Source organism: Haloarcula halophila, assembly GCF_029278565.1.
GTDB classification, from domain to species: domain Archaea; phylum Halobacteriota; class Halobacteria; order Halobacteriales; family Haloarculaceae; genus Haloarcula; species Haloarcula halophila.
In genome coordinates this window covers 2299168-2319236 of sequence record NZ_CP119559.1, presented here as the reverse complement: position 1 = coordinate 2319236, position 20069 = coordinate 2299168, and the positions used below count along the sequence as shown (strand labels likewise).

General features: G+C 60.1%; 13 protein-coding genes and 3 pseudogenes. 6 read left to right on the top strand and 10 right to left on the bottom strand.

The window, feature by feature from the left end:
- Positions 1 to 2: 2 nt before the first annotated feature.
- The 4 genes from P0204_RS12260 to P0204_RS12245 form a co-directional block, all read right to left on the bottom strand.
- The gene (locus tag P0204_RS12260; RefSeq protein ID WP_276179602.1) at positions 3 to 1106 is read right to left on the bottom strand and encodes a glycosyltransferase family 4 protein; all 1104 of its coding nucleotides are present in this window, start codon (positions 1104 to 1106) and stop codon (positions 3 to 5) included.
- Positions 1107 to 1206: 100 nt separating this feature from the next.
- The gene (locus P0204_RS12255; protein ID WP_276179600.1) at positions 1207 to 2241 is read right to left on the bottom strand and encodes an N-acetylneuraminate synthase family protein; all 1035 of its coding nucleotides are present in this window, start codon (positions 2239 to 2241) and stop codon (positions 1207 to 1209) included.
- Between the two features lie 73 nt (positions 2242 to 2314).
- Positions 2315 to 3721, bottom strand: a complete 1407-nt coding sequence (locus P0204_RS12250) for an NAD-dependent epimerase/dehydratase family protein (protein ID WP_276179598.1) — start codon at positions 3719 to 3721, stop codon at positions 2315 to 2317.
- A gap of 82 nt (positions 3722 to 3803) precedes the next feature.
- Positions 3804 to 5615, bottom strand: a complete 1812-nt coding sequence (locus tag P0204_RS12245; RefSeq protein WP_276179596.1) for an ABC transporter ATP-binding protein — start codon at positions 5613 to 5615, stop codon at positions 3804 to 3806.
- A 141-nt stretch (positions 5616 to 5756) separates the two neighbouring features.
- Here P0204_RS12245 and P0204_RS12240 point away from each other — a divergent pair.
- Positions 5757 to 6628 (top strand): annotated as a pseudogene (locus P0204_RS12240) (IS1595 family transposase).
- A 35-nt stretch (positions 6629 to 6663) separates the two neighbouring features.
- On the opposite strand, the gene P0204_RS12235 reads toward P0204_RS12240, so the two are convergent.
- Positions 6664 to 8166, bottom strand: coding sequence for a sulfatase-like hydrolase/transferase (locus P0204_RS12235; protein ID WP_276179594.1), 1503 nt, complete (start codon positions 8164 to 8166; stop codon positions 6664 to 6666).
- 68 nt (positions 8167 to 8234) lie between these two features.
- Entirely contained in the window at positions 8235 to 9695 is a 1461-nt protein-coding gene (locus P0204_RS12230; protein WP_276179592.1) for an ArnT family glycosyltransferase, read from the bottom strand.
- 144 nt (positions 9696 to 9839) lie between these two features.
- On the opposite strand from P0204_RS12230, the gene P0204_RS12225 reads away from it, so the two are divergent.
- Positions 9840 to 10718, top strand: a complete 879-nt coding sequence (locus tag P0204_RS12225) for a glycosyltransferase family 2 protein (protein WP_276179590.1) — start codon at positions 9840 to 9842, stop codon at positions 10716 to 10718.
- Between the two features lie 14 nt (positions 10719 to 10732).
- On the opposite strand, the pseudogene P0204_RS12220 reads toward P0204_RS12225, so the two are convergent.
- Positions 10733 to 11702, bottom strand: a pseudogene (locus tag P0204_RS12220) (NAD-dependent epimerase/dehydratase family protein).
- 13 nt (positions 11703 to 11715) lie between these two features.
- Positions 11716 to 12604, bottom strand: a pseudogene (locus P0204_RS12215) (NAD-dependent epimerase/dehydratase family protein).
- A gap of 539 nt (positions 12605 to 13143) precedes the next feature.
- Between P0204_RS12215 and P0204_RS12210 the strand changes: the two are divergent.
- Positions 13144 to 14574, top strand: coding sequence for a sugar transferase (locus tag P0204_RS12210; protein ID WP_276179588.1), 1431 nt, complete (start codon positions 13144 to 13146; stop codon positions 14572 to 14574).
- Between the two features lie 126 nt (positions 14575 to 14700).
- On the top strand, positions 14701 to 15489 hold the full coding sequence (locus P0204_RS12205) for a DUF4330 family protein (protein ID WP_276179586.1): 789 nt from the start codon (positions 14701 to 14703) through the stop codon (positions 15487 to 15489).
- 477 nt (positions 15490 to 15966) lie between these two features.
- On the opposite strand, the gene glmS is transcribed toward P0204_RS12205, so the two are convergent.
- Together glmS and glmU are read right to left on the bottom strand one after the other, a co-directional pair.
- Positions 15967 to 17763 (bottom strand): glutamine--fructose-6-phosphate transaminase (isomerizing), encoded by a 1797-nt coding sequence (glmS, locus tag P0204_RS12200; protein ID WP_276179583.1) that lies wholly within the window; start codon positions 17761 to 17763, stop codon positions 15967 to 15969.
- A complete protein-coding gene (glmU, locus tag P0204_RS12195) occupies positions 17763 to 18953 on the bottom strand; it encodes a bifunctional sugar-1-phosphate nucleotidylyltransferase/acetyltransferase (protein WP_276179581.1) in 1191 nt (396 codons plus the stop codon). The genes glmS and glmU overlap by 1 nt, the downstream gene beginning before the upstream one ends.
- Positions 18954 to 19197: 244 nt before the next feature.
- On the opposite strand from glmU, the gene P0204_RS12190 reads away from it, so the two are divergent.
- Positions 19198 to 19800, top strand: coding sequence for a hypothetical protein (locus P0204_RS12190; protein WP_276179579.1), 603 nt, complete (start codon positions 19198 to 19200; stop codon positions 19798 to 19800).
- Positions 19778 to 20053 carry a DUF8150 family protein gene (locus P0204_RS12185; protein WP_276179577.1) on the top strand — a complete coding sequence of 92 codons (276 nt, stop codon included), beginning with the start codon at positions 19778 to 19780 and terminating at the stop codon, positions 20051 to 20053. Before P0204_RS12190 ends, P0204_RS12185 begins: the two co-directional genes overlap by 23 nt.
- Positions 20054 to 20069 lie beyond the last annotated feature (16 nt).

Genomic DNA, 20069 nt, shown 5'->3' with positions numbered 1-20069 from the left:
GTTCAGGACTGCCGGACGGCCGACGGCGACTCCACGACCGCCCTGAAAAACGATTGGTAGTCGCCCCGGAGCGAGTCGATAGACCACTTTTCTGGATAGGTCGCCGGCCGCCACTGCTCAGGTTGCTCGAGATATCGGCACAGTTCGTCTAACTCCGAGAAGACGAAACTCGCAGTCTCGGCCGCGTTCTCGATGTCTCGCGTGACGACGGGGAGACGTGTCGCGGCCGCTTCGATCATCGACCACGAAATGCCGTCTTCCTCGGTGTAGGAGGGATGAAGCAGCAAATCTGCTGCCTTGTAGTATCGGTGGACATCATCTGGATGGACGAGTCCGTGTGCGACGGTGTTCTCGTGTTCCTCGAACTGTGCTCGGAAGGGACCGTCGCCGACCACGTGAAAGTTCAGTTCTGGGAGGCGTGATGCTGCATCCAGCAGCGTGTCCATGCCCTTGATATCTATCAATCGGCCGACGTAGACGACACACGTCGCTGTCTCGTCGAATCCCAACTCGCGTCGCAATTCCCGCTTTCGCTCGTCGGAAACGGGTGCGAACTGGTCGGTGTTCAGTGGAGAACGAAGGACCGTAATCTTCTCAGGCGGCACGCCGCGGTCGGTCAAGTTCTGTCGGTTGTTCTCGCTCAACACCTGTACTCGGTCCGAAAAGCGCAGGCCGCGCAACCCAACATTATTCAACAACAGACTTCTGACAGTCGCGCCGATGCCGGGACGCTCACGCCACTCCGAGAAGTTTTGGTTCGTGATTCGAGTGATAGTCGGCACCCCGAACTGTCGGCCCGCGGCGATCAGCGGGAGTGCGTGAATCTCTGGCGACTTGACCTGCCAGAGCGCGTCAGGCGTCTCGACATCTTCACCGAGGTATCGGCATAGGTCGCGGTACGCGAGTCGAAAACTGTCTGCTCCCCGAGTTCCCGGAGAGCGGGCGACATCGTAGCTATTGTACTGGTCGGTGAGGTCACCAACATCGAGGTCGTCCCCGACGAGCACGAACGTGATTCCGTCTGGCCGGACCCAAGACACCCCGGAAAGATACCGGACGATGCTTGTATGGGCCTCGCCACCGAGATAGATAGCGACCGTCGTCATTCGGTGATGTGAGGGATAGCCATCCTTGAGCTGTTTTAACGATGTCGGTTGTGAGGGGAGTCTGTGCTGTGTGTCCTGCTCTCGACGCGGCCGCGGGCGCTCAATCGGATAATTCCCCGTCGCGTTCGATAAGGTCTTCGGTGATTCCGTCACCCTCGGCCACGGGTTCGACAAGCGTAGCTCCGAGGACCGTGTCGATTTGCTTGGCGTCGACGCCACGTCGCTTTCCAACGGAGCGATGGACCCCGACATCGTCGGACGTGATAGTCTCGCCCGCCGAGAGATCACGCGTTGCTTGGACACTTCGGCGTGCGTCCTCGTACCAATCACGCTCGATGTCGGTGATAGTGACCGCTCCGGTGCCAAGCGCTCGTTCGGTCGCGCGAATCGCGTCGACCATCGTCTCAAACTCGTCCGGTTCGAGCGAGTGAGAGTGGTCGGGACCGTCCTGTGACCGGTCGAGCGTGAAGTGTTTCTCGACGATGGATGCTCCGAGCGCGACAGCAGCGGTCGGGGCTGTACCCGGATCGAGCGTGTGATCCGAGAAGCCAACTGGGTCGCCAAATTCCTCACGGAGTGTGGCGACTGCGCGGACGTTGATATCTTCCAGCGGGGTTGGATACGCTGACACACAGTGGAGAAACGCGAACTCCGAACAGCCAGCCGTGGTCAGTGTATCGCGTGCATCCCGTACGTCGTCGAGGTCTTGAGCACCCGTCGAGGCGAGAATCGGTTTCCCAGTCCCGGCCAAGTGTTGCATGAACTCGACGTGACTCAGTGAAGACGAGCCGACCTTGAACGCCGGAACGTACGGATCGAGCTCGTCAACCGACTCGGTGTCGAACGGCGTCGTGAGAAATGTCACATCCTGTTCTTCGGCGTGCGCGGCCAGTTCGGGAATCCAGTCGTAGGGGACTTCGATCTTGACGACGTGGTCGTAGACCTCTTGGTCGACGGCGTCAGTGTACATTTCGTCGGCGCGAAATAGCTGGAATTTGACGGCGTCCGCCCCGGCAGCAGCAGCAGCGTCGATCGACTTTTTGGCCCGCTCGAACTCGCCGTTGTGCGTCGAACCGATTTCGGCGATGATGTATGCGTCTGTGTACGGTTCAATAACACGCCCATCTATCTGCATACCCTGTGGTATACTGGGCGATACCTATACCCGTTCCGGCGGCGGCGATTGGCACAGTGGGACCTCGAGGCACTCAAATATCGAGAATCGGTGCGTCTTCGAGGGTCTTGTAGTTGCTGTACCGTTCCGTAGTGTAGTCCGCAAACTCACCTACTTCAAGGGTATCCCTTATCTCCCAGCACCCACTCTGAATCGTCTCTTCGACTTCGTACCCGAGAGTCTCGTGAATCTTTGAGAAGTCGACTTGGTAGCTTCGGTCATCTTCTTTATCGCGATGGAAGTCAATCTCTGCATCAGGGAATACATCGGCTATCTGCCTGCCGACCTCCGCGATGCGATAGTTTTGGGCGTTCGATCCGACGTTGAATATCTCACCACCGACGTCGTCTATCGGGGCCTCAATTGCGGCGATATAGGCTCTGGCAGCGTCTCGGACGTGGACGTTCGGGCGGTACTGGTCGCCACCGAAGATCGGGATGGTGTTCTCGAAGTGTGCCTTGGCACTGAGAATGTTAACGACGAGGTCGAACCGCATTCGTGGCGAGAGCCCGTAAATCGTCGCCATCCGAAAGACCGTTGGTGAGAAGTTCCCGTCGGCCATATCGAGCAACGCTTGCTCGGATTCGATCTTCGTCTTCGCGTAGAGTGAGACGGGATTGAGACTATCTTCTTCGGTCAGGAGTTTCGTAGCGTCGTGACTCTTTCCGTAGACGCTACAGGTAGACGCGAAGATGAACCGGTTGATCTGGTGGTACTTACAGATGTTCGCGATCATCCGGGTCGAGTGGTAGTTCATCTCCAGCGTCTTCTGGGGATCTATTTCGGAGGCAGGGTCACCGACGAGCGCCCCGAGATGAACGACTGCGTCGACGCCCGTGATCGCCTCGCTGACCGTCTCTATCGAGCGCATGTCGCCCTTGATGAAGGTAAATCGGTCGTTCGTACGGAGGTCGCTGATGCCCGCAGTCCCGTAGACGGCCTTGTCGAGGACGCGAACTCGGTAGCCGTCTTCGAGCAGACAGCGAGAGAGGACCGAGCCGATATACCCAGCACCGCCGATGACGAGGACGGTCGAGACACTTCCAGTGTAGGACTGTGGACGGCTGAGTATCTCGGTGTCTGCGGAGATGAACTCGAAGTCGACGACTCTCCGTTGGTCGTCGATAACGGGGACGACAAGGGAGCCATGGTGTCGGACTTTCGACTCGATGTCCCGTCTTCGAAGTTTCCGCCGTCGCTGTTGGTCCTCCCACGAGTTACGGAGTAAAATGGGATCGTCGTTGACGACCTGTTCGACCGGGTCGTCGATACTCATCCCTCGGAGAATCCCCGTCCTGATGTCCCCGTCCGTGACGACACCGACAAGTTCCGAATTCTCCGTGACGAACGCGATCCCAAGCCCGGTCTGGTCTATCGCCTGCATCGTTTCCCGGAGCGAGGACGAGATATCGACAATCAGTGAGGAGACCTCCACCGTCATTGGGTACAGTCACTGCATTCAGCTACTTATATCTGCAGATGTGTACGGTTGGAAAAGTGACGTTTAGTGGCCGTTCTCGTCACTAGGTGTCGTGAGTAGTCTGTGCATCGTACATATTGGCGTACGTCCCATCGTAATCCAGGAGGTCGTCGTGTTGGCCAACTTCGGTGATATGACCGTCTTCGAGCGTATAGATGCGGTCGGCGTTGATCACGGTCGACAATCTATGGGCGATAGCAATCATCGCGTAGTCTCGGTCCCTGTTTTCGATAGCGCGGTGAACCCGTCCCTCGATAGTGGAGTCAAGGTCACTCGTCGCTTCGTCTAGAACGAGGACATCACCGTCTTTCAACAGTGACCGAGCCAAGGCCACGCGCTGGCGTTGGCCGCCCGACAAACGGACGCCATCGTCTCCGAGCACGGTATCGAGGCCGTCCGGTAACTCATCGAGAAACTCCGACACCTGAGCGACCTCACACGCCTCCTGAATCGCAGTTCGACTCGCATTTCTATTACCGAGAGTGAGGTTGTAGCGGAGCGTGTCGTTGAAGATATACGGGTTCTGTTGGACGACTGCAAGACGGTCGCGCCAAGCCGCGATATCGTATTCGCTGATATCCGCATTATCGGCCCGTATCTCGCCCGAATCCGGGTCGTACAGCCTCGCGATGAGCGCGGCTATCGTCGATTTACCCGCCCCGGAGGGACCGACGAACGCGATGAACTCCCCTCGCTCGACGTCGAACGAGAGGTCGGAAAATATCCGCTCGTCGTCGTACGAAAAGTCGACTCCATCGAACGTAAGTCGGTCGACGGAGTCGGGAAGTGGCGTCGTCCCGCCGTCGAGTTCCTCTTTGTGCTGTAAGTCCGCGACGAACGCCTGAGTCCGAACGAGGTGTGGCAACTCTCCTTCCAGTCGGTAGACCGTATTATTCAAGGTACTCACTCGCGGCGCTAACCGGAACATTGCGAAGAGAAACATACCGAGTGACGCGAGTGACATCGACGCGAACTCTATCGCGACGTAAATAAGACCGAACACCGCAACCGAGGTACTCATCTGATAGACGTTTTCCAGCATCGCCTGGTTGCGTCGGAGTTTGATCTGTGAGCGCGCAAACTGCCCGAGAGCACTATCGAAATCACGGAAGATTTCGTCCCGCAGCCCGTACAATTTGACTTCTCTGATACCCTGTACGCCCGCTTGAACAGACTCCTGTATCCGTTCGTTCGCTTCTGCGACCCGGTCACCGACGTCGTATCCCGCTTCAAGCACGGAACGAAACCCGTACAGAATGCCGCCGAGGACAACGATAGTAAAGAGGGTCAACTGTGGCGCTAAATACACCGCCACCGCGGCGTACATCAAGACGAGCAGCCCTTGTTCGATAAGCTTGACGCTACGTTGAATCGTGGTTGCGGCGTGATGAGCCTGCGTGACGATGGCGTTCAACACTTCGTCAGATCCGTGGTCGTCGTAGTATGCGATTCGGGCGTCGAGCGCGTTCTCGAACCCGACTGTCTGCAAATGCCGGGCATAGTACGTCCGAAGGCTCGCCTGCAGCCACGAGACAGCAAAACTCGACGTGTATCGAAGTACCATCACGGCGGCGACACCGGCGATGACGGCTTCGAGGGAGAACGGAATGCCGACGAACTCGTATGCACGTACGAAAACCTCGCCGAAACGTCCCATGTCTGTGGTGTCACCGGCATCCTGTGCGAGCGAGATGACAGGAATCAAGAAGCTCAGTCCTACCCCTTCTAGAACCGCCGCAAAGAGACTCAAAACGATAATGCCCGCCGCGGTCAGCGGCCGGTACTGCGCGACGCCGTATATCGCCCGAAATTTCTCACCGAGAGAGATTTCGGTGTCCTCGCCCTCGTTAGTCACGATGTGTACATCACCGGAAGGCGCTACAAAAATGACCCGGTCGGATATATCGGGTAACGCTCTTGCAAAGTAGATTGTTGATTGCGAGAGCTGCGGCTGAAAGTCGAAGAGGGCAAGGGCACCGCGCCAGCAGTGCCCGATATGTTCCCAGTAAGCCGATTCGTGTCGGAATCGGCTGCAGCGGACCTGCTGGTACAGGTTCGCTGGCGTGACGGCGTTGAGTGCCCCCGCTGCCGTTCTGACCTGACGGTCAGAAACGGCAGCTATCGGGTGTATCAGCGATATTTGTGTAAGAATTGCGGTCGCACGTTCAACGACAAGACTGGCACGATCTTCGCTCACTCGAAGCTCTCGCTGAAAGAGTGGTTCTTCACGACCTACGTGTTCTTACGGTTTAACGCGAGTATCCGGCAGATCGAGGGGGGAACTCGATCTCTCCTACAGGACGGTGAGACGGCGCGTCGAGCGCTTCGCCAGAGCGCTCGACGCGCCTTCGATCACGCTGTCTGGACCGGTCGAAATCGACGAAGTGTACGTGTCTGCCGGTCTCAAAGGCCGCGAGCGCGACCAGGAGTCGCGCTCGCGTTGGCCTGTCTACGCGCGGGCGTGGATCGTACAACGGGGACAAACCGCCGGTGTTCACGCTGGTCGATCGGGGCTCGGACGATCGGTACGTCGTCCCAGCGAAATCCGCCAACGAATCGACCGTCCGACTCCTGCTTGCTGACCACGACGAAGAGTCGCTGACCGTCTATACGGACGGGTTTCGGGCCTACGAGCCGCTCGAAGAGGACGACGCATTCACCCGAAAATACGTCGTCCACGGCGACGGCGACATCCACGTCAACACTTGCGAGAGCCACGCGTTGCTGACGCGACGGTGGCTTTCGCCCCACCGAGGAGTGTCAAAAGACAAGCTAACACCGCATCTCAGAGCCTTTCAGCTCCGCTGCGAACTCTACAGAAAACCAAGTGACGAAGCACTCAAACATGCTCTCGACGCTGCCCTCTGAAAATCAACAACGTGCTTCACAAGAGCGTCGGGTAATCACATGTACCCAAGAGCTTCCAGCTGTGAGACTTGGGGGTCGTCAAGTTCCGTCGGGTCTGACAAGTGTCGAAGTCCGGAGAGCTGTTCGTGCGCACGCTCACGCAGGCGAGCGGGGGCAGCATCGAACGAACAGGATTCCCCATCTGCGACGGCCCAGCGGGCACCGGTCGTGTCGAGACCGACCCGCCAGTCAACCCCGTAGGCGACGACCGCGTGGTCGCTAACCCGATACTGGAGCGCAGCGTCCTGCACCGCCGGGTGTGCCTGATACAGGTGCTCCCCGCCGGCGGCAGGATACTGACAGGTCACAATCGGTTCGGAGGGGAGACTGTCGAGACGCCCGCCGGCGTCGAGAAATCGTTCTCTGTGCTGGGTGAAGATGTCGAACAGCCGACGAAGTGACACCGGCTTCTCGATGGTTCTCGCCGGTAGAGCTGGATGTGCGACGACGAGCGGTACTCTCGCAAGCGAGTCACTGACCGACGACTCGTGGCCCATCCTGCGTTCTCCGCGCTCGTCGGTTTCACCCAAGTTCTCCCCGTGGTCGCTCGTGACGACCACGAGTGTGTTCTCCCGCTGGCCCGTCTCGTCGAGCGTCTCCAGCAGGCGCTGTAGCTGTTCGTCCACGGTCTCGACCTCGCCCGCGTACAGGCCGCGTACAGCCTCAACGTCGTCGTCACTGACCATCTCGTTCTCCACTGCGGCGATGAACGCCCACGGGTCCGCCACGTCGTCGTTGAGTCGTTCCAGTTCCGAGCGCGAGAGTGTGCGGCCGAGATGCCGTCGCTGTGTCTCCTGGTTCGGTTTGTAGGGCCGATGCGTGTCCATGTAGTTCGCGAAGACGAAAAACGGAGTCTGCGTCTCGGCCTCACGCCGGATGATCGTCTCCAGTCGGGCCGTGTTCGCCCGCGAGGAGTACACGTAGCCGCTGTCAGCAGCACAGAGCGGATGTGGGATCCGCTGGAGAGGGCGCAATCGAACCGCGGCGGCCCCAAGTCCGACCGCGCCGGCGTTGACGAGGCTTTTCAACGGCTTTTCGTGGGCCAGAATAGAACGGGTCGTCCGAATCGCAACGCCGGGTTTGCTCCCGTCCGTCTCACGGAGGTGGCCCAACACCGCGCCAGAGACGGCGAGCGCGTCGTCGAACCGCTCTCTGCCCCGCGTGTAGTGGAACTCGTCGAATCCGTCGTGAAACCCGGTCCGCTGACAAGCGAACCCGTTTGCTGATACCCCGTAGCAGGTGTATCCCTCCTCAGACAGACATCGTGTAAGGGGCAATCCGTCGAGGTCGTCCCCCAGTTCTGTCCGCCCGTGTTCGTGTGGATACTGCCCACTGAACAGAGATGCATGGGCCGGGAGTGACCACGGGGCCGGCGTAACCGCTCGCTCGAACCAGAGATTCGACGACCCTAAATCACACAACGTCCGGGCATGTTCTCGGGCGTAGTCGAGCCGACAGGCGTCCCAGACGAGGAACACGATATTCGGCGGTCGGTCCATCTGTCCCCTGATTGGACGTTCGTTCGTTTGGCTCTTTCTGTGACTCCGGGACCACGGTTCAGGATTGGTTACCCAGTCGACCGGCAGTCGTGGACCGAGATCGTTCCGTTCGCCTTCTGGACGACGACGTGATCCGAGGCTTGCTGAGCCTCGCACGGAGTCACTGTTTCGAGGGTGGTGACGAGGTCGGGACCGCCAGGAGCGCCAACAATTCGCTGGCGAAAGAGAATTCCGCTGTAGACCGCGACCCGGCCAGTGTCTCTCGTGAAATCCTGTTCCCAAGACCCCACGAATAAGCTCGCCACATGTCGTGGGTCAAGCGTTCGAAGAGTTACACCCGCTTCCGTCGCGTCCGAACTCTTGTACTGCTCGCTATCAACGTGTTGGACGACCGGGAGTGTCGTGCCGCCGAGCGCACCAGCCTGAAAGACCAGCGCGTGAGTGAGCGCACCGACCACGAGTATCGCGACGACGGTACTGCGGATTCGATCCGGAGACTGGTCGGCTGTAGCCCCAATCCAGTCAATCGCGTCGTTCCCGACGAGAGCGACGGTGACAGCAAACGGGGCTAGCAGCGCCCAGAGATAGTAGTAGTGAATCAGATAGCCACGAGCGAGCATCAACGGAATCGCCAGCCCACTCGCGAGCCAAGCGGCCAAGACTGCGACCCGTAATTCACCAGTTCGGCGCGCGCGGATTGCCCAGTAGAGACACGCGCCAACCGAGAGAGGGAGCAACAGAGTGAGTCCTAGCCCGTACGGGGCGGGTAGCCCATAGTGCAGGTCGAGATGCGCGGTCCAGAACCGTGGCCTGAGAAAGATACCGAGGCCGGTCTGACGAGTACTGTGAACGAGGAGTGTACTCGCACCGGAGGGTTGAAGCTCGGTGACGAAACTCACGAGCGCCGCAGTCAAGGGAGCGAGTAGTGCCATCCACAGCGCCTCCCGTCGACGCCCCTCCCACAGTAACGCGACGACCAGTGGAAGCACAATCGTCGCTTCCCACATACGATTCGTGATACCAAGAACGAGCATGGCTGCAGAGCCGACAAACCAGCGACGATCTTCCGTGTCGAGATAGCGAAGGACACAGGCCACCGCACCAGTTGTCAGCGAGATACTCAGCGTGTCAGGCTCGAATACCCAAGCGTGGCGGACGAACACGGGCTGTGCCCACAGCACAGCCGGGGCGAGAAGCGCTGATCTCTGATCGGCCAGCTGTGACCCGACGTAGCCAGCGCCAGCAACGGAACCGATCGCCGCCAGTAGCGAGACGAGGCGTCCTCCTTCTACGTACCCCAACGCGACCAGCGGAGCAATCAGCAGGCTGTGAAGGTGGAGGGCACTGAAACTCTCTTGAGGCGTCAACAAAAAGTACGACTCCAGCCCAATCCGGGCGAGGGCGAGTGCTTGAAAGTACCCCGCAATCTCTCGTGGCCCGTGTATCGTAACCGGAACTGGAGTAGTCAAAAGCGGAAGGAGCGCCAGCGCAGGCACGATCCACACGACAAGTTCGACACGGCGCTGCATTGTTCAAGCGTTCCGATGACATTCAGTAAAAACGTTGTGTGTGTCTTGCTCAACGGGCGATTGAACCCGGATGGACGACGACACCACACTCTGTTGGTCGACTAATTTATATCTGGTGGCGGATACTGTACCGAACAAGACAATATGGTCACGGTCAGTGTGGTCATCCCGACGTACAATCGAGCGAGCGTGCTCCCACGCGCAATCGACTCCGCACTGAGCCAGACCGTCTCCGAAATTGAGGTCATCGTCGTCGATGACGCCTCGACCGACGACACCGAGGCCCTCGTCGACGAGTACGGGTCGGCCGTGACCTATCTATCACACAGTGAGAACCGTGGCGGAAGCGCCGCTCGGAACACGGGTATCGAAGCCGCGACCGGAGAGTACGTGGCGTTTCTCGACTCCGACGACGAGTGGCACCCAGAGAAAATCGAGCGACAGGTGGCCTGTCTCGAAAGCAGGTCCGCGAGGTGGGGTGGCGTCTACTGTGGTTTCCAGCACGAACGGCGGTCACGACTCACGACTACCGTGGACACGCTCGTCCCACGACCGACCGGATACGAAGGCGACGAACGGCTCCTTCGAGACCTGCTCTTACTTGAGTTCGCACACGGTGGCGCGTCGACACTGTTGATTAGAACCCCGGTGTTAGCGGAATTAGGTGGGTTCGACGAATCGTTCGAGCGCCATCAAGACTGGGAGTTCCTCGTTCGGTTTCTCCAACGATGGAAACTGGCGTTCGTTGATGAGTGTCTGGTCACAAAACACGACACCGGGTTTCCAGATATCGAGACGGCAGTCCGTGCCCGTCGAGCGTTTCTCAATAAGTTCTCCGAGGAGGTCGTCGACCTCGCCCTAGAGGGTTATCCAGTCATCGGTCGGCACCGCTTTTCGCTTGCAAAGCTAGCATTCGCAAGCGGTGAGTACCGGAGAGGCGTCAAGTATCTCCACAGAGCGTCGATTCCGACGATCAGAGATTTTCTCGGTATGTGCCGGGCTGTGATTTCGGGACTGCCGTAGCTCGTTGCTGGCGGTTAGAGGAGGTGAGGAATACTTTCAGCGACGGTGTGTTCTGGCAGCCAGTCGATTGTCACTCGAGCACACGTAGTATCGACTGCGAACTCCTCGACGAGTGTCTCGTCGTCGCCGCGAGGGTTCTCGACTAGTTCGATTTGTACTTCCGCACCGAGGAGCTCCGAAGCGGCCGCCTGTACCTGTTCAGCCACATCCATCACGCTCGGATCCTCGTCACTCGCAATCTCGTACTTTTCGACACCCGTCTCCCTAGTCTGTAACTGCTCCACCATCCGCTCCACACCCCGAAGATACGCCTGCGTTACGTCTTTCACCTGAACGAAATTCCGCGACGACGTCCCGGGTGCATACACGGTCAACGTCTTGCCCGCGAGCGCCCGGTCGATGAAGAAGTTGATCACGGTCCCCTTCGAAACCGTCCGCCCGTCGATCTCGCGGCTCCCGTAGAGATTCGATGTCATGAACTGGTGGGCCGGGAACGCCCCTCGGCGAAGTCCTCGATTGCACGCTCACGCAACAAATTCGTCCGGCCGTACCAGTTCATGGGTCGCGCGGGTGATCGACTGTAATCGGGAAATCCTGTAGGTCACCGAGCACAGCCATACTGGACGGGAAAATCGACCCCGCACCGGTCTTCCGGCAGAACCAGGCAACGTTGTTCGTGCCCTCAACGTTGACCCTGTAGGCCAAATCTTGATTCTCCTCACAGTTGTCGACGCCTGAAATCGCGGCCAGATCCATCACGATATCAGGACTCGCCAGGGCCAACTCCAGGCAATCCCGGTTCCGAATATCGACGTACTGAGCCTAAAAATCGCCGATCACTCTCACTTGTCCGAGATGGAAGTTGTCCAGCGCGGTTATCTCCCAGTCCGGATGCCCCTGCTGTAGTTGATGTGCGACGCGGCTACCGATGTAGCCCGCAGCGTCGGTGACGTCGATATGCGGGGTGGCGATTGGGCCAGGCATTGTTGGTAAATCGCTAAGCAGGATCACGGAGCGTCCACTCGGTTTCGAACTTGGTCCCTTCGAGGCGGCCGAAGTCGACGTGATACGACGGTCCAGAGTGTTCGTCTTCCAGACACGGTACGTCGACCGGGGCGACCCCCTCGGCACCGACGTCGGTGGTTTCGGCGACGTGATAGTTGCCGTCGTTCGACCCGACATGGTACATGAAGGCGTCCCATATATCGAGATGTCGCACGGAGTCGTAGTATGTCCGTGCCGCGTCTCGTACATGTACGAACGGCCGCCAGTTCGAGCCGTCGCCGTACACCGTGAACGGTCAGCCGGTCAGGGCGCGGAAGACGAAGTAGTTGACCAAGAGGTTGAATCGGACACCCGGAGAGCGGCCGTACTTGGTGGCCATCCGCAACGCCGTCCCGGTCATATCGACCCCCTCCCAGTACTCCACCAGGAGATCCTCCAACTGGGGTTTCGAATATGCGTAGGAGCTGATCGGTCCGAGTCAACCGTCTCGTCAATGTCGGTACTTAGCGCCCGCTCGTAGATGTTACACAAGGAGGTGAAGAGCATCCACTTGACGCCGGGTTCCGGCAGCGTTCAAGACGTTCTCGATCTTCTCGTAGTTGGCGGCTAGGGTCGCCTCACGGTGGTTGTGGGTACTCACTGCACTAATACTTGCCAAATCATACGGTTGACACCACGCCTCGCACTCTCAACGTCGCTGCACTCCCGAACGTCGCCGCGGCGAAAATCGAATATGCTGTCGAGAATCGCGAACAGGGCCCGTGGCAACCCTTTCGAGAGGTCGTCGAGAACGATCACAGGTCAACCCCATCATCGGCGGTGAGTAGCAGCAGGAGGCCACTCCTCATATAGTCACACGCACCAGTGACGAGGACGTCCATAGCTCAGTTCTCGTTCAGCACGACATGGAAGAACCGGTCCTCGTGGTTCTCAGTCGTTTCGGTGAATCATGCCAGCGTCTAGAATAGATCATAGACGCCAGCATTGAAATCCTGTAACTTCCCAGTGACGAGGGCGTCGTAGCGGACGGTCTCGATCTCCATCTAGTGGGTATCGCTCTCGTCGCAGATATTCTCAAAGTGCTCGACGGATACATTCAACTCGAACTCGTTGTCCACTGCGGCGATGAACTCGCCGACCACACCGATAGCGATAGTGCACGTGATCCGGTTGTAACAATTAGGTCGCCGGGGTTGATCAGGGCCAACTAGTCCGTCCCCTCGACAGTCTTTCAAGTGAAATGAAATGGGTTGCGCTGTTCGCCCTTGTCGTGGATGGTAACGGGGTAGCTTGAGTAATGCCGAAGCAAAAACAACTGAAAGCTAGCCATAGGTTGTTCTCGATTGCATAATGACCCAAATAAGCACTACCACGACAGCTCCCATAGACATTTTATACTCGACTTACTATCTTCTAGAAGATGATTTCCGGGTGGCGCTACCGACTCGCTGCTGTCGGCGGCGTCCTCTGTCTCACTACGCTCGCAGTCACAGTCTCGAATCTATCGATCGTCCAGCACGCAGTCACGTCACTGCCGGTGCTGAACAACCTGCAACCGGAGACCTACGGTAACGGCGACCTTCTCGACGAGATTGTCACCACCGCAGTCGTCGTCGTCGGGGCGCTGTGGCCGCTATTCAAGCCGCGTCCCCGTCGGATTCTCGACACCGTCGAACTATCACACAAGCGCGTCATGCTCGCTGCGACCGGGCTGGCGACGATCGGGTACTTCGACTGGTCGACACGGCTCCCACGGACGACGCTGGTGGCCAGCGTGCTGTGTCTCCTCGTGGTCATTCCAGGGTGGTTCGTCTTCATCCGGCAGCGGCCCCGGACGAGTCGTCGAGCGGTGATCGTCGGTGACGACGCGACGATCATGGCACGGCTTCAGGATGCAGCAACGATGGACGTGGTCGGATACGTCGCGCCACCGAACCCCGTCACTACGCCACCAGAACAAGCGACTCGGTACGTGACCGACGGCGGAAACGAACTGAATCTACGCCGTCTCGGGGGGCTCTCCGGGCTGACCGAGGTACTGGTCGAACACGATATCGACACCGTCTTGCTCGGCTTTCGCCATCCGGACCGCGAGGAATTCTTCGGGACGCTCGCCGCCTGTTACGAACACGGTATCCAGGCGATGGTCCACCGCCAGCACGCGGACGGCGTGCTGATCGCCGATACGGACGGTGGTGATCTCGTCCGGACGGATCTCGAACCGTGGGACCTGCAGGATTACATCCTCAAGCGTTCGTTCGATGTCCTCTTCGCGAGTAGTGCCCTCCTGGTTCTCTCCCCAGTCATCCTCGTGATTGTGGCCGCGATCAAAGTCGATTCAGCCGGCCCAGTCCTCTACGCACAGCGCCGAACTGCGTCGTTTGGTGATACGTTCACGATCTACAAGTTCCGGACTATGATCACGGGGGCGGAAGCGAAGACTGGCCCGCAGATCAGTGCCGAAGACGCCGGTGGTGTCGACCCACGGATCACCCGTGTCGGCCACGTCCTGCGAACGACCCATCTCGACGAGATTCCCCAGCTTCTGGCTGTCCTCCGGGGCGACATGAGCGTCGTCGGCCCGCGGCCCGAGCGCCCGGAACTCGACGCCGACATCGACTCGACCGTGACCGGGTGGCGGAGCCGCTGGTTCGTCAAGCCAGGACTGACTGGACTGGCACAGATCAACGACGTGACCGGCCACGACCCACAGGCGAAGCTCAGATACGACATCGAGTACATCCAGAGTCAGTCGCTCGCGTTCGACGCGAAGATCGTCGTTCGGCAACTGTATCAGGTCGCGATAGATTCTCTCAGATTTCTCCTGTCGCGTGATGATAGCGACGAGTAAGTCGGTCAGACGGGCTCGGGCGGACGCTGGAATCCGTGTTTCGGCCGTCCGTTCGTGAGTCGGGGTCTCGGATCGCGCTCTATTACCCTCGAAACACTCATACGGAGGAGGCCGGACAGTTGCCGTATGGCTGGATCGGGACGGTTGGGACCAGTTCTCGACGAAGACGGGTCGCTGTTCGGAATCGTAAATATCGTTGACGCGTTCGTCGTCGTCCTTCTGGTCACAGTCGTAGTGGCAGGCGTCGCACTCGTCATCAGCGAGTCGCCCGATACGACCGACCAATCGCAGCCACTACGGTACGCAACGGTCACTTATACAGTACCCATATCGAGCGACGCAGCATCGATAGACAAGGGTTCGACACTTGCGTTCGCTGAATCCGGAAGTTCATACGAAGTGACAACGACCGCGAAGGGGTTCACGTCCGACAGCAGAGTGCAAATCGTCGCCCGTGTTCGGTACCGGGGGAACTTCTCCGGGCCAGCGATCGATGAACAGGGAATACTGAGAAGAGAGCGGTCCCTGTACGGCGGTGACGAGAGCATCGTTCTCACGCGGGGGTACAGAACGCCGGTCACGGTTATGACTGTCAACCAGACCAGCAGTCGAATTCAGTCAAGTAGCGTACCTGTCGTCCTCGCTGTGAACGAGAGTGTCGGCCGTGTCGTCGAGACTGGCGATAACGTCCGTGTCGGATCGCAGACTGTCGGAACAATCCGAAATGTAGCACCGGAAACGGAAGGCAGCCATGCGCTCGTCGGCCTCGAACTCACTGCGTGGCTCCGCGACGACACGCCGTGGTACACCGATCGTCCGCTGCGGGTCGATACCGAACTGACCGTCGTGACAAATGACGCCGTCATCACCGGTCGAGTGACACGGATTGGAACGACGAACACCACTGAGAGGTAACCGTATTCGGTATGGACAGTTCCGAATTCGTCACTCGTATCGATACGACACTCAATACATCGAACGTAGCGCGCATGTATCGGTACGGTACATCCGTTTTCAATCGTTTCGCTGCGATGTATCAACAGTCGATTACGGGTCAGACTGAACAGACAGTCCTCGAATGGCTCGCCACTGTGGTCACCGCATCTGCCATCGTACAGTGGGTCACCCGCGAGCCGAACGCCGACCAGATCGTGATCGATCTCTCGGCAACTCGGAGGGTCGGTCCATTCGTCGCTCCGGTTCGTCGAGCCTGCTCGTATGCGGTCCACGTCTATCGCCAGTCGACGCTTCACACCGTACTTACAGTCGGGTGGCAATGGTCAGGGCCGCTTCGAACAGTCGTCACCAATAGCCACCTGTGGGCGTTTTGTCTCGCGCTGTTTGCTCCACCCGAAGCCCCACCCGACGAGGACGGTCAACGATAGCCTCAGTTCACTCCACCGTCACGCTCTTGGCCAGGTTCCGCGGCTTGTCGATCGGCCGACCCAACAACGCTGCGGTGTGATACGACACCAACTGCAGATGGATGTTCGCCAGCACGGCCGCGGCCCGCGGGTGGGTCTCGGGCAGTTCCAACACCTCGTCGGCGTACCGAGCAGCGTCGTTCTGGCCGTCGGTCACCGCGACCACAGGGGCGTCGCGGGCTTCGACCTCCTTGATGTTGCCGACGGTCTTCCGAGCGCGCTCGTCGTCGCCGGTCACGACCGCGAAGACCGGCGTCTTCTCGGTCACGAGCGCGAGCGGCCCGTGTTTGAGTTCGCCGGCCGCAAACCCTTCGGCGTGTTTGTAGGTAATCTCTTTCATCTTCAGGGCGCCCTCCAGCGCGACGGGGAACTGCTGGCCCCGGCCGATGAAGAAGTAGGCGTCGGCGTCCTGGTACAGTTCGGCGACCGCCTCGGCCGCCGAGCTGTCCAGGATCGACTGGACCTGTCCGGGCAAGTCCCGGAGCGCGGCGATGACCTCGCGGGTGTCGTCGGTCGAGGTCGTCCCCAACGCGAGCAGGTTCAGCGCGGCCAGTTGCGAGGCGAAGGTCTTGCTCGCGGCGACGCCGATCTCGGGGCCGGCACGGATGTACAGCGCGTGGTCACACTCGCGGGCGACCGTCGAGCCGACGACGTTGGTCACGGCCAGGGTACGCGCGCCGCGACTGCGGGCCTCCCGGAGCGCCGAGAGGGTGTCGGCCGTCTCGCCGCTCTGGGTGACGCCGACGACCAGCGCATCGCCGATCGGTGGGACACCGGTCGCGTACTCGCTGGCGAGGAACGCCTGGGCAGGGATGCCGGCGGCCTGGAACAGTTGGGCGCCGTACAGCGCCGCGTGATAGGATGTCCCACAGGCGACGAACTGGACGCCCGTCGGCGAGAGGTCACCCAGGTCGCCGATGTCCACGCTCGCGGATAGCTCGTCGACCCGGCCGCGGAGACACTGTCGGAGCGCCCGTGGCTGCTCGTGGATCTCCTTGAGCATGTAGTGGTCGTAACCGCTCTTGCCGGTCTCCTCGGGGTCCCACTCGACGGTGTTGACCTCCTTGTCGACGACGGTCCCCGCGGTGTCGGTGACCGTCCAGCCGTCGGCGTCGAGGCGGGCGAACTCCCCGTCGTCGAGATAGACGACCTGGTCGGTGAAATCACGGAAGGCAGGAACGTCGCTGGCGAGGAAGGTCGCCTCCTCGGTCAGGCCCAACACCAGCGGCGAGTCGTTGCGCGCGGCGAAGACGGATTCGGTGCCGGCGACGACCACCGCGACGGCGAAGCTCCCGTCGAGTTGCGCGACGGCGCTCCGGACGGCGGCTTCGGGATTGGCACCGTCTTCCAGTTCCCGCTCGATGAGGTGGGGGATCACCTCGGTGTCGGTGTCGGAGGTGAACGTGTGACCGGCCCCGACGAGTTCGTCACGGAGTTCCTGGTAGTTCTCGATGATGCCGTTGTGGACGACGGCGACCGAGCCGTGACAGTCCTGGTGAGGGTGGGCGTTCGCGTCGGTCGGCGGGCCGTGTGTGCTCCAGCGCGTGTGGCCGATCCCGACCTCGCCCGACAGCGAGACGCTCTCCAGCGCCTGTTTGAGCCCGTCGATGTCGCCGGCGTTCTTGCAGATACTGACCGGTTCGTCCGTACTCGTCAGGGCGACGCCAGCGGAGTCGTAGCCCCGGTACTCCAGTTTCGAGAGCCCGTGGACGAGCGTGTCGAGCGTCTCGTCGCCGCGGCCGACACAGCCGATGATGCCACACATCAGCGGGTCACCTCCACGCCCTCGCCGACGTTGCTGTCGACCGTGACGCCCGTGTGCAGCGTCGCGTCCGTGCCGATCAGCGTCCCCGGTGCGATACTTGCGGCACCGTCGACGGTCGTCCAGTCGCCGATGACGGCACCGAGACGCTGGTTCTCGAAGACGGTGGTCCCGACCTGGACGTCGGCGGTCCCACCCGGAACGACCGTGCTCGCGCCCAGATCCACGTCCTGTCCGGTGACCGTATCGAGCAGTGTCGACCCCGGGCCGACACGCGTGTCCGCGTCGAGTACCGACCGCTGGACGACCGCGTTGGCACCGATCGTCACGTTCGCGCCCGCGGCGGTGTGTGGACCGACGACGGCGTCCGGCCCGATCTCACAGTCCGGCCCGACGACGACCGGGCCACGCAGGACGGCTTCCTCGTGGACGTTGGCGTCGTCGTCGACCCAGACGCCGTCATCACGTTCGGTCTCGGTGACCTGCCCGCGCTCGAGGACTTCGCGGGCGACGGTCAACAGGTCCCACGGATAGGTCGCGTCGACCCACATCCCGTCGACCTCGACACCGCGGACCCGTTCGTGAGCGACCAAGCGCTCGATGGTGTCGGTGATCCCCAGTTCCCCGGCCGTGCGTGGCGTCTCCTCGATGGACTGGAAGATGCTCTCGGGGAACGCGTACACGCCGGCGTTGATCAGCCGGTAGCCGTCGTCGCTCGGTTTCTCGACGAAGTCCGCGATGTCGCCGTCGCGCAGTTCGACGGCCCCGTACCGGCTGGTGTCTCGCCGTTCGGTGACCGCAATACTCGGGTCACCGGTCTCGGCGAAGGATGTATCGACGGCCTCGATCGTCCCGGCGTCGATGAGACGATCGCCGTTCAGGACGAGTAAGGGACCGTCTACCTCGCTCCGAGCCTGTGCGAGGGCGTGCCCGCTCCCGAGTTGTTTCTCCTGGCGGACGTAGGTGATTGGAACGTCGCGGTAGGCGGGGCCGAAGTGGTTCTGGACGCGGTCGCGTTTGAACCCGACGACGACGACCAGCCGCTCGATACCGGCCTCGACCAGGGCGTCGAAGACGTGTTCGAGGATCGGCCGGTTCGCCGCCGGTAACATCGGCTTCGGCCGGTTCCGTGTCAACGGCTGGAGCCGGGTCCCCTCGCCGGCAGCGAGGATGACCGCGGTATCGATGTGCATACCTCACCCTGGACGCCGGCCCGCTTCAACCTTCTGGGCTCGGCGGGTTTCGCGCCGTGTGTGTGGGCTGCTGGTATCGCCGGGCCTACGGGTGTGGACAGGTCGTTTGTGTCCGCTTACCACTAGTTTCGAAGAGTAGATCGCCGTGGAGGATTCATTCATCCAGAGAGATAGCGGATACTCAAACACACGGAGTCCTATTTGACAACCACTGATTTATGACGTATCCAAGTGAAATCCGATCATGAGCGGAGTTGCGCTACGAGATGGCACTCTCGTGGTCGAACGTGAGCCCAACAAACTCGATACACTGGCGATCGAGTTCTCCGAGGTCCTCGGTCAGGTGGATATCGACCACGTCTACATCGCGGGGTACGTCTCGATCCTCTCTGGCCGAGCACGGTCCACAGAAGACGTGGACGTGCTGATCGAACCCGTCGATGCAACGACTGTCAATCAGCTCGTTTCGATACTCGATGAGCGAGAGTTCTGGGGGCCAGCGATGCCGCTTACGTCGATGTACGAGATGCTCGAAAACGGCGATAACATCTGGGTCGCCCCCGACGACGAAATTACACCCCACTTGGAAGTGAAGTTCGTCCGTGACGAATTCGACCACGCCTCTCTGGAGAACTCGATCACGGCTCGAATCGGAGGGGAAACAATCCCAATCGGCCCGCTCGAACTCCAGATCGCGTACAAGCTCTATCTTGGTACACAAAAAGACATCGAGGACGCGGTCCACCTGTATACGCTCTTCGAGGAAAGCCTTAGTGTCTCACGACTCGAAACGTGGGTTACACGGCTGGACGTGGAATCCGAATATGAGCGACTCGAACGTTCGTGAACGCCTCGATCGGAAGCACGAGCGAAACCGAGAGCAACGCATCGAGGGGATCAAGCGCTGGGTGGAGTACATCAAGTCGAACCCGCCGGAAGTGTGGGGTCCCCAACAGAACGCCATCGTCGACGGGCAACTCGACGCTGCACAGGGTGCCGGAACGACGGCCGAGCATCAGCAGCGAGTAACCGAGGTAGCAGCGGATATACTCGATATCAAAGGCGGCCCAGAGGACGCGTCAGAACAGGGTAGCGAATAGAATCCACTAATCGGTT

What these genes read in the sequence shown, in the direction of transcription:
- P0204_RS12230 (WP_276179592.1), bottom strand. Translation starts at nt 9,695, where the DNA reads ATGCAGCGCCGTGTCGAACTTGTCGTGTGGATCGTGCCTGCGCTGGCG.
- P0204_RS12185 (WP_276179577.1), top strand. Translation starts at nt 19,778, where the DNA reads ATGAGCGACTCGAACGTTCGTGAACGCCTCGATCGGAAGCACGAGCGA.
- P0204_RS12260 (WP_276179602.1), bottom strand. Translation starts at nt 1,106, where the DNA reads ATGACGACGGTCGCTATCTATCTCGGTGGCGAGGCCCATACAAGCATC.
- P0204_RS12225 (WP_276179590.1), top strand. Translation starts at nt 9,840, where the DNA reads ATGGTCACGGTCAGTGTGGTCATCCCGACGTACAATCGAGCGAGCGTG.
- P0204_RS12235 (WP_276179594.1), bottom strand. Translation starts at nt 8,166, where the DNA reads ATGGACCGACCGCCGAATATCGTGTTCCTCGTCTGGGACGCCTGTCGG.
- P0204_RS12250 (WP_276179598.1), bottom strand. Translation starts at nt 3,721, where the DNA reads ATGACGGTGGAGGTCTCCTCACTGATTGTCGATATCTCGTCCTCGCTC.
- P0204_RS12255 (WP_276179600.1), bottom strand. Translation starts at nt 2,241, where the DNA reads ATGCAGATAGATGGGCGTGTTATTGAACCGTACACAGACGCATACATC.
- glmU (WP_276179581.1), bottom strand. Translation starts at nt 18,953, where the DNA reads ATGCACATCGATACCGCGGTCATCCTCGCTGCCGGCGAGGGGACCCGG.
- P0204_RS12210 (WP_276179588.1), top strand. Translation starts at nt 13,144, where the DNA reads ATGATTTCCGGGTGGCGCTACCGACTCGCTGCTGTCGGCGGCGTCCTC.
- P0204_RS12205 (WP_276179586.1), top strand. Translation starts at nt 14,701, where the DNA reads ATGGCTGGATCGGGACGGTTGGGACCAGTTCTCGACGAAGACGGGTCG.
- P0204_RS12190 (WP_276179579.1), top strand. Translation starts at nt 19,198, where the DNA reads ATGAGCGGAGTTGCGCTACGAGATGGCACTCTCGTGGTCGAACGTGAG.
- glmS (WP_276179583.1), bottom strand. Translation starts at nt 17,763, where the DNA reads ATGTGTGGCATCATCGGCTGTGTCGGCCGCGGCGACGAGACGCTCGAC.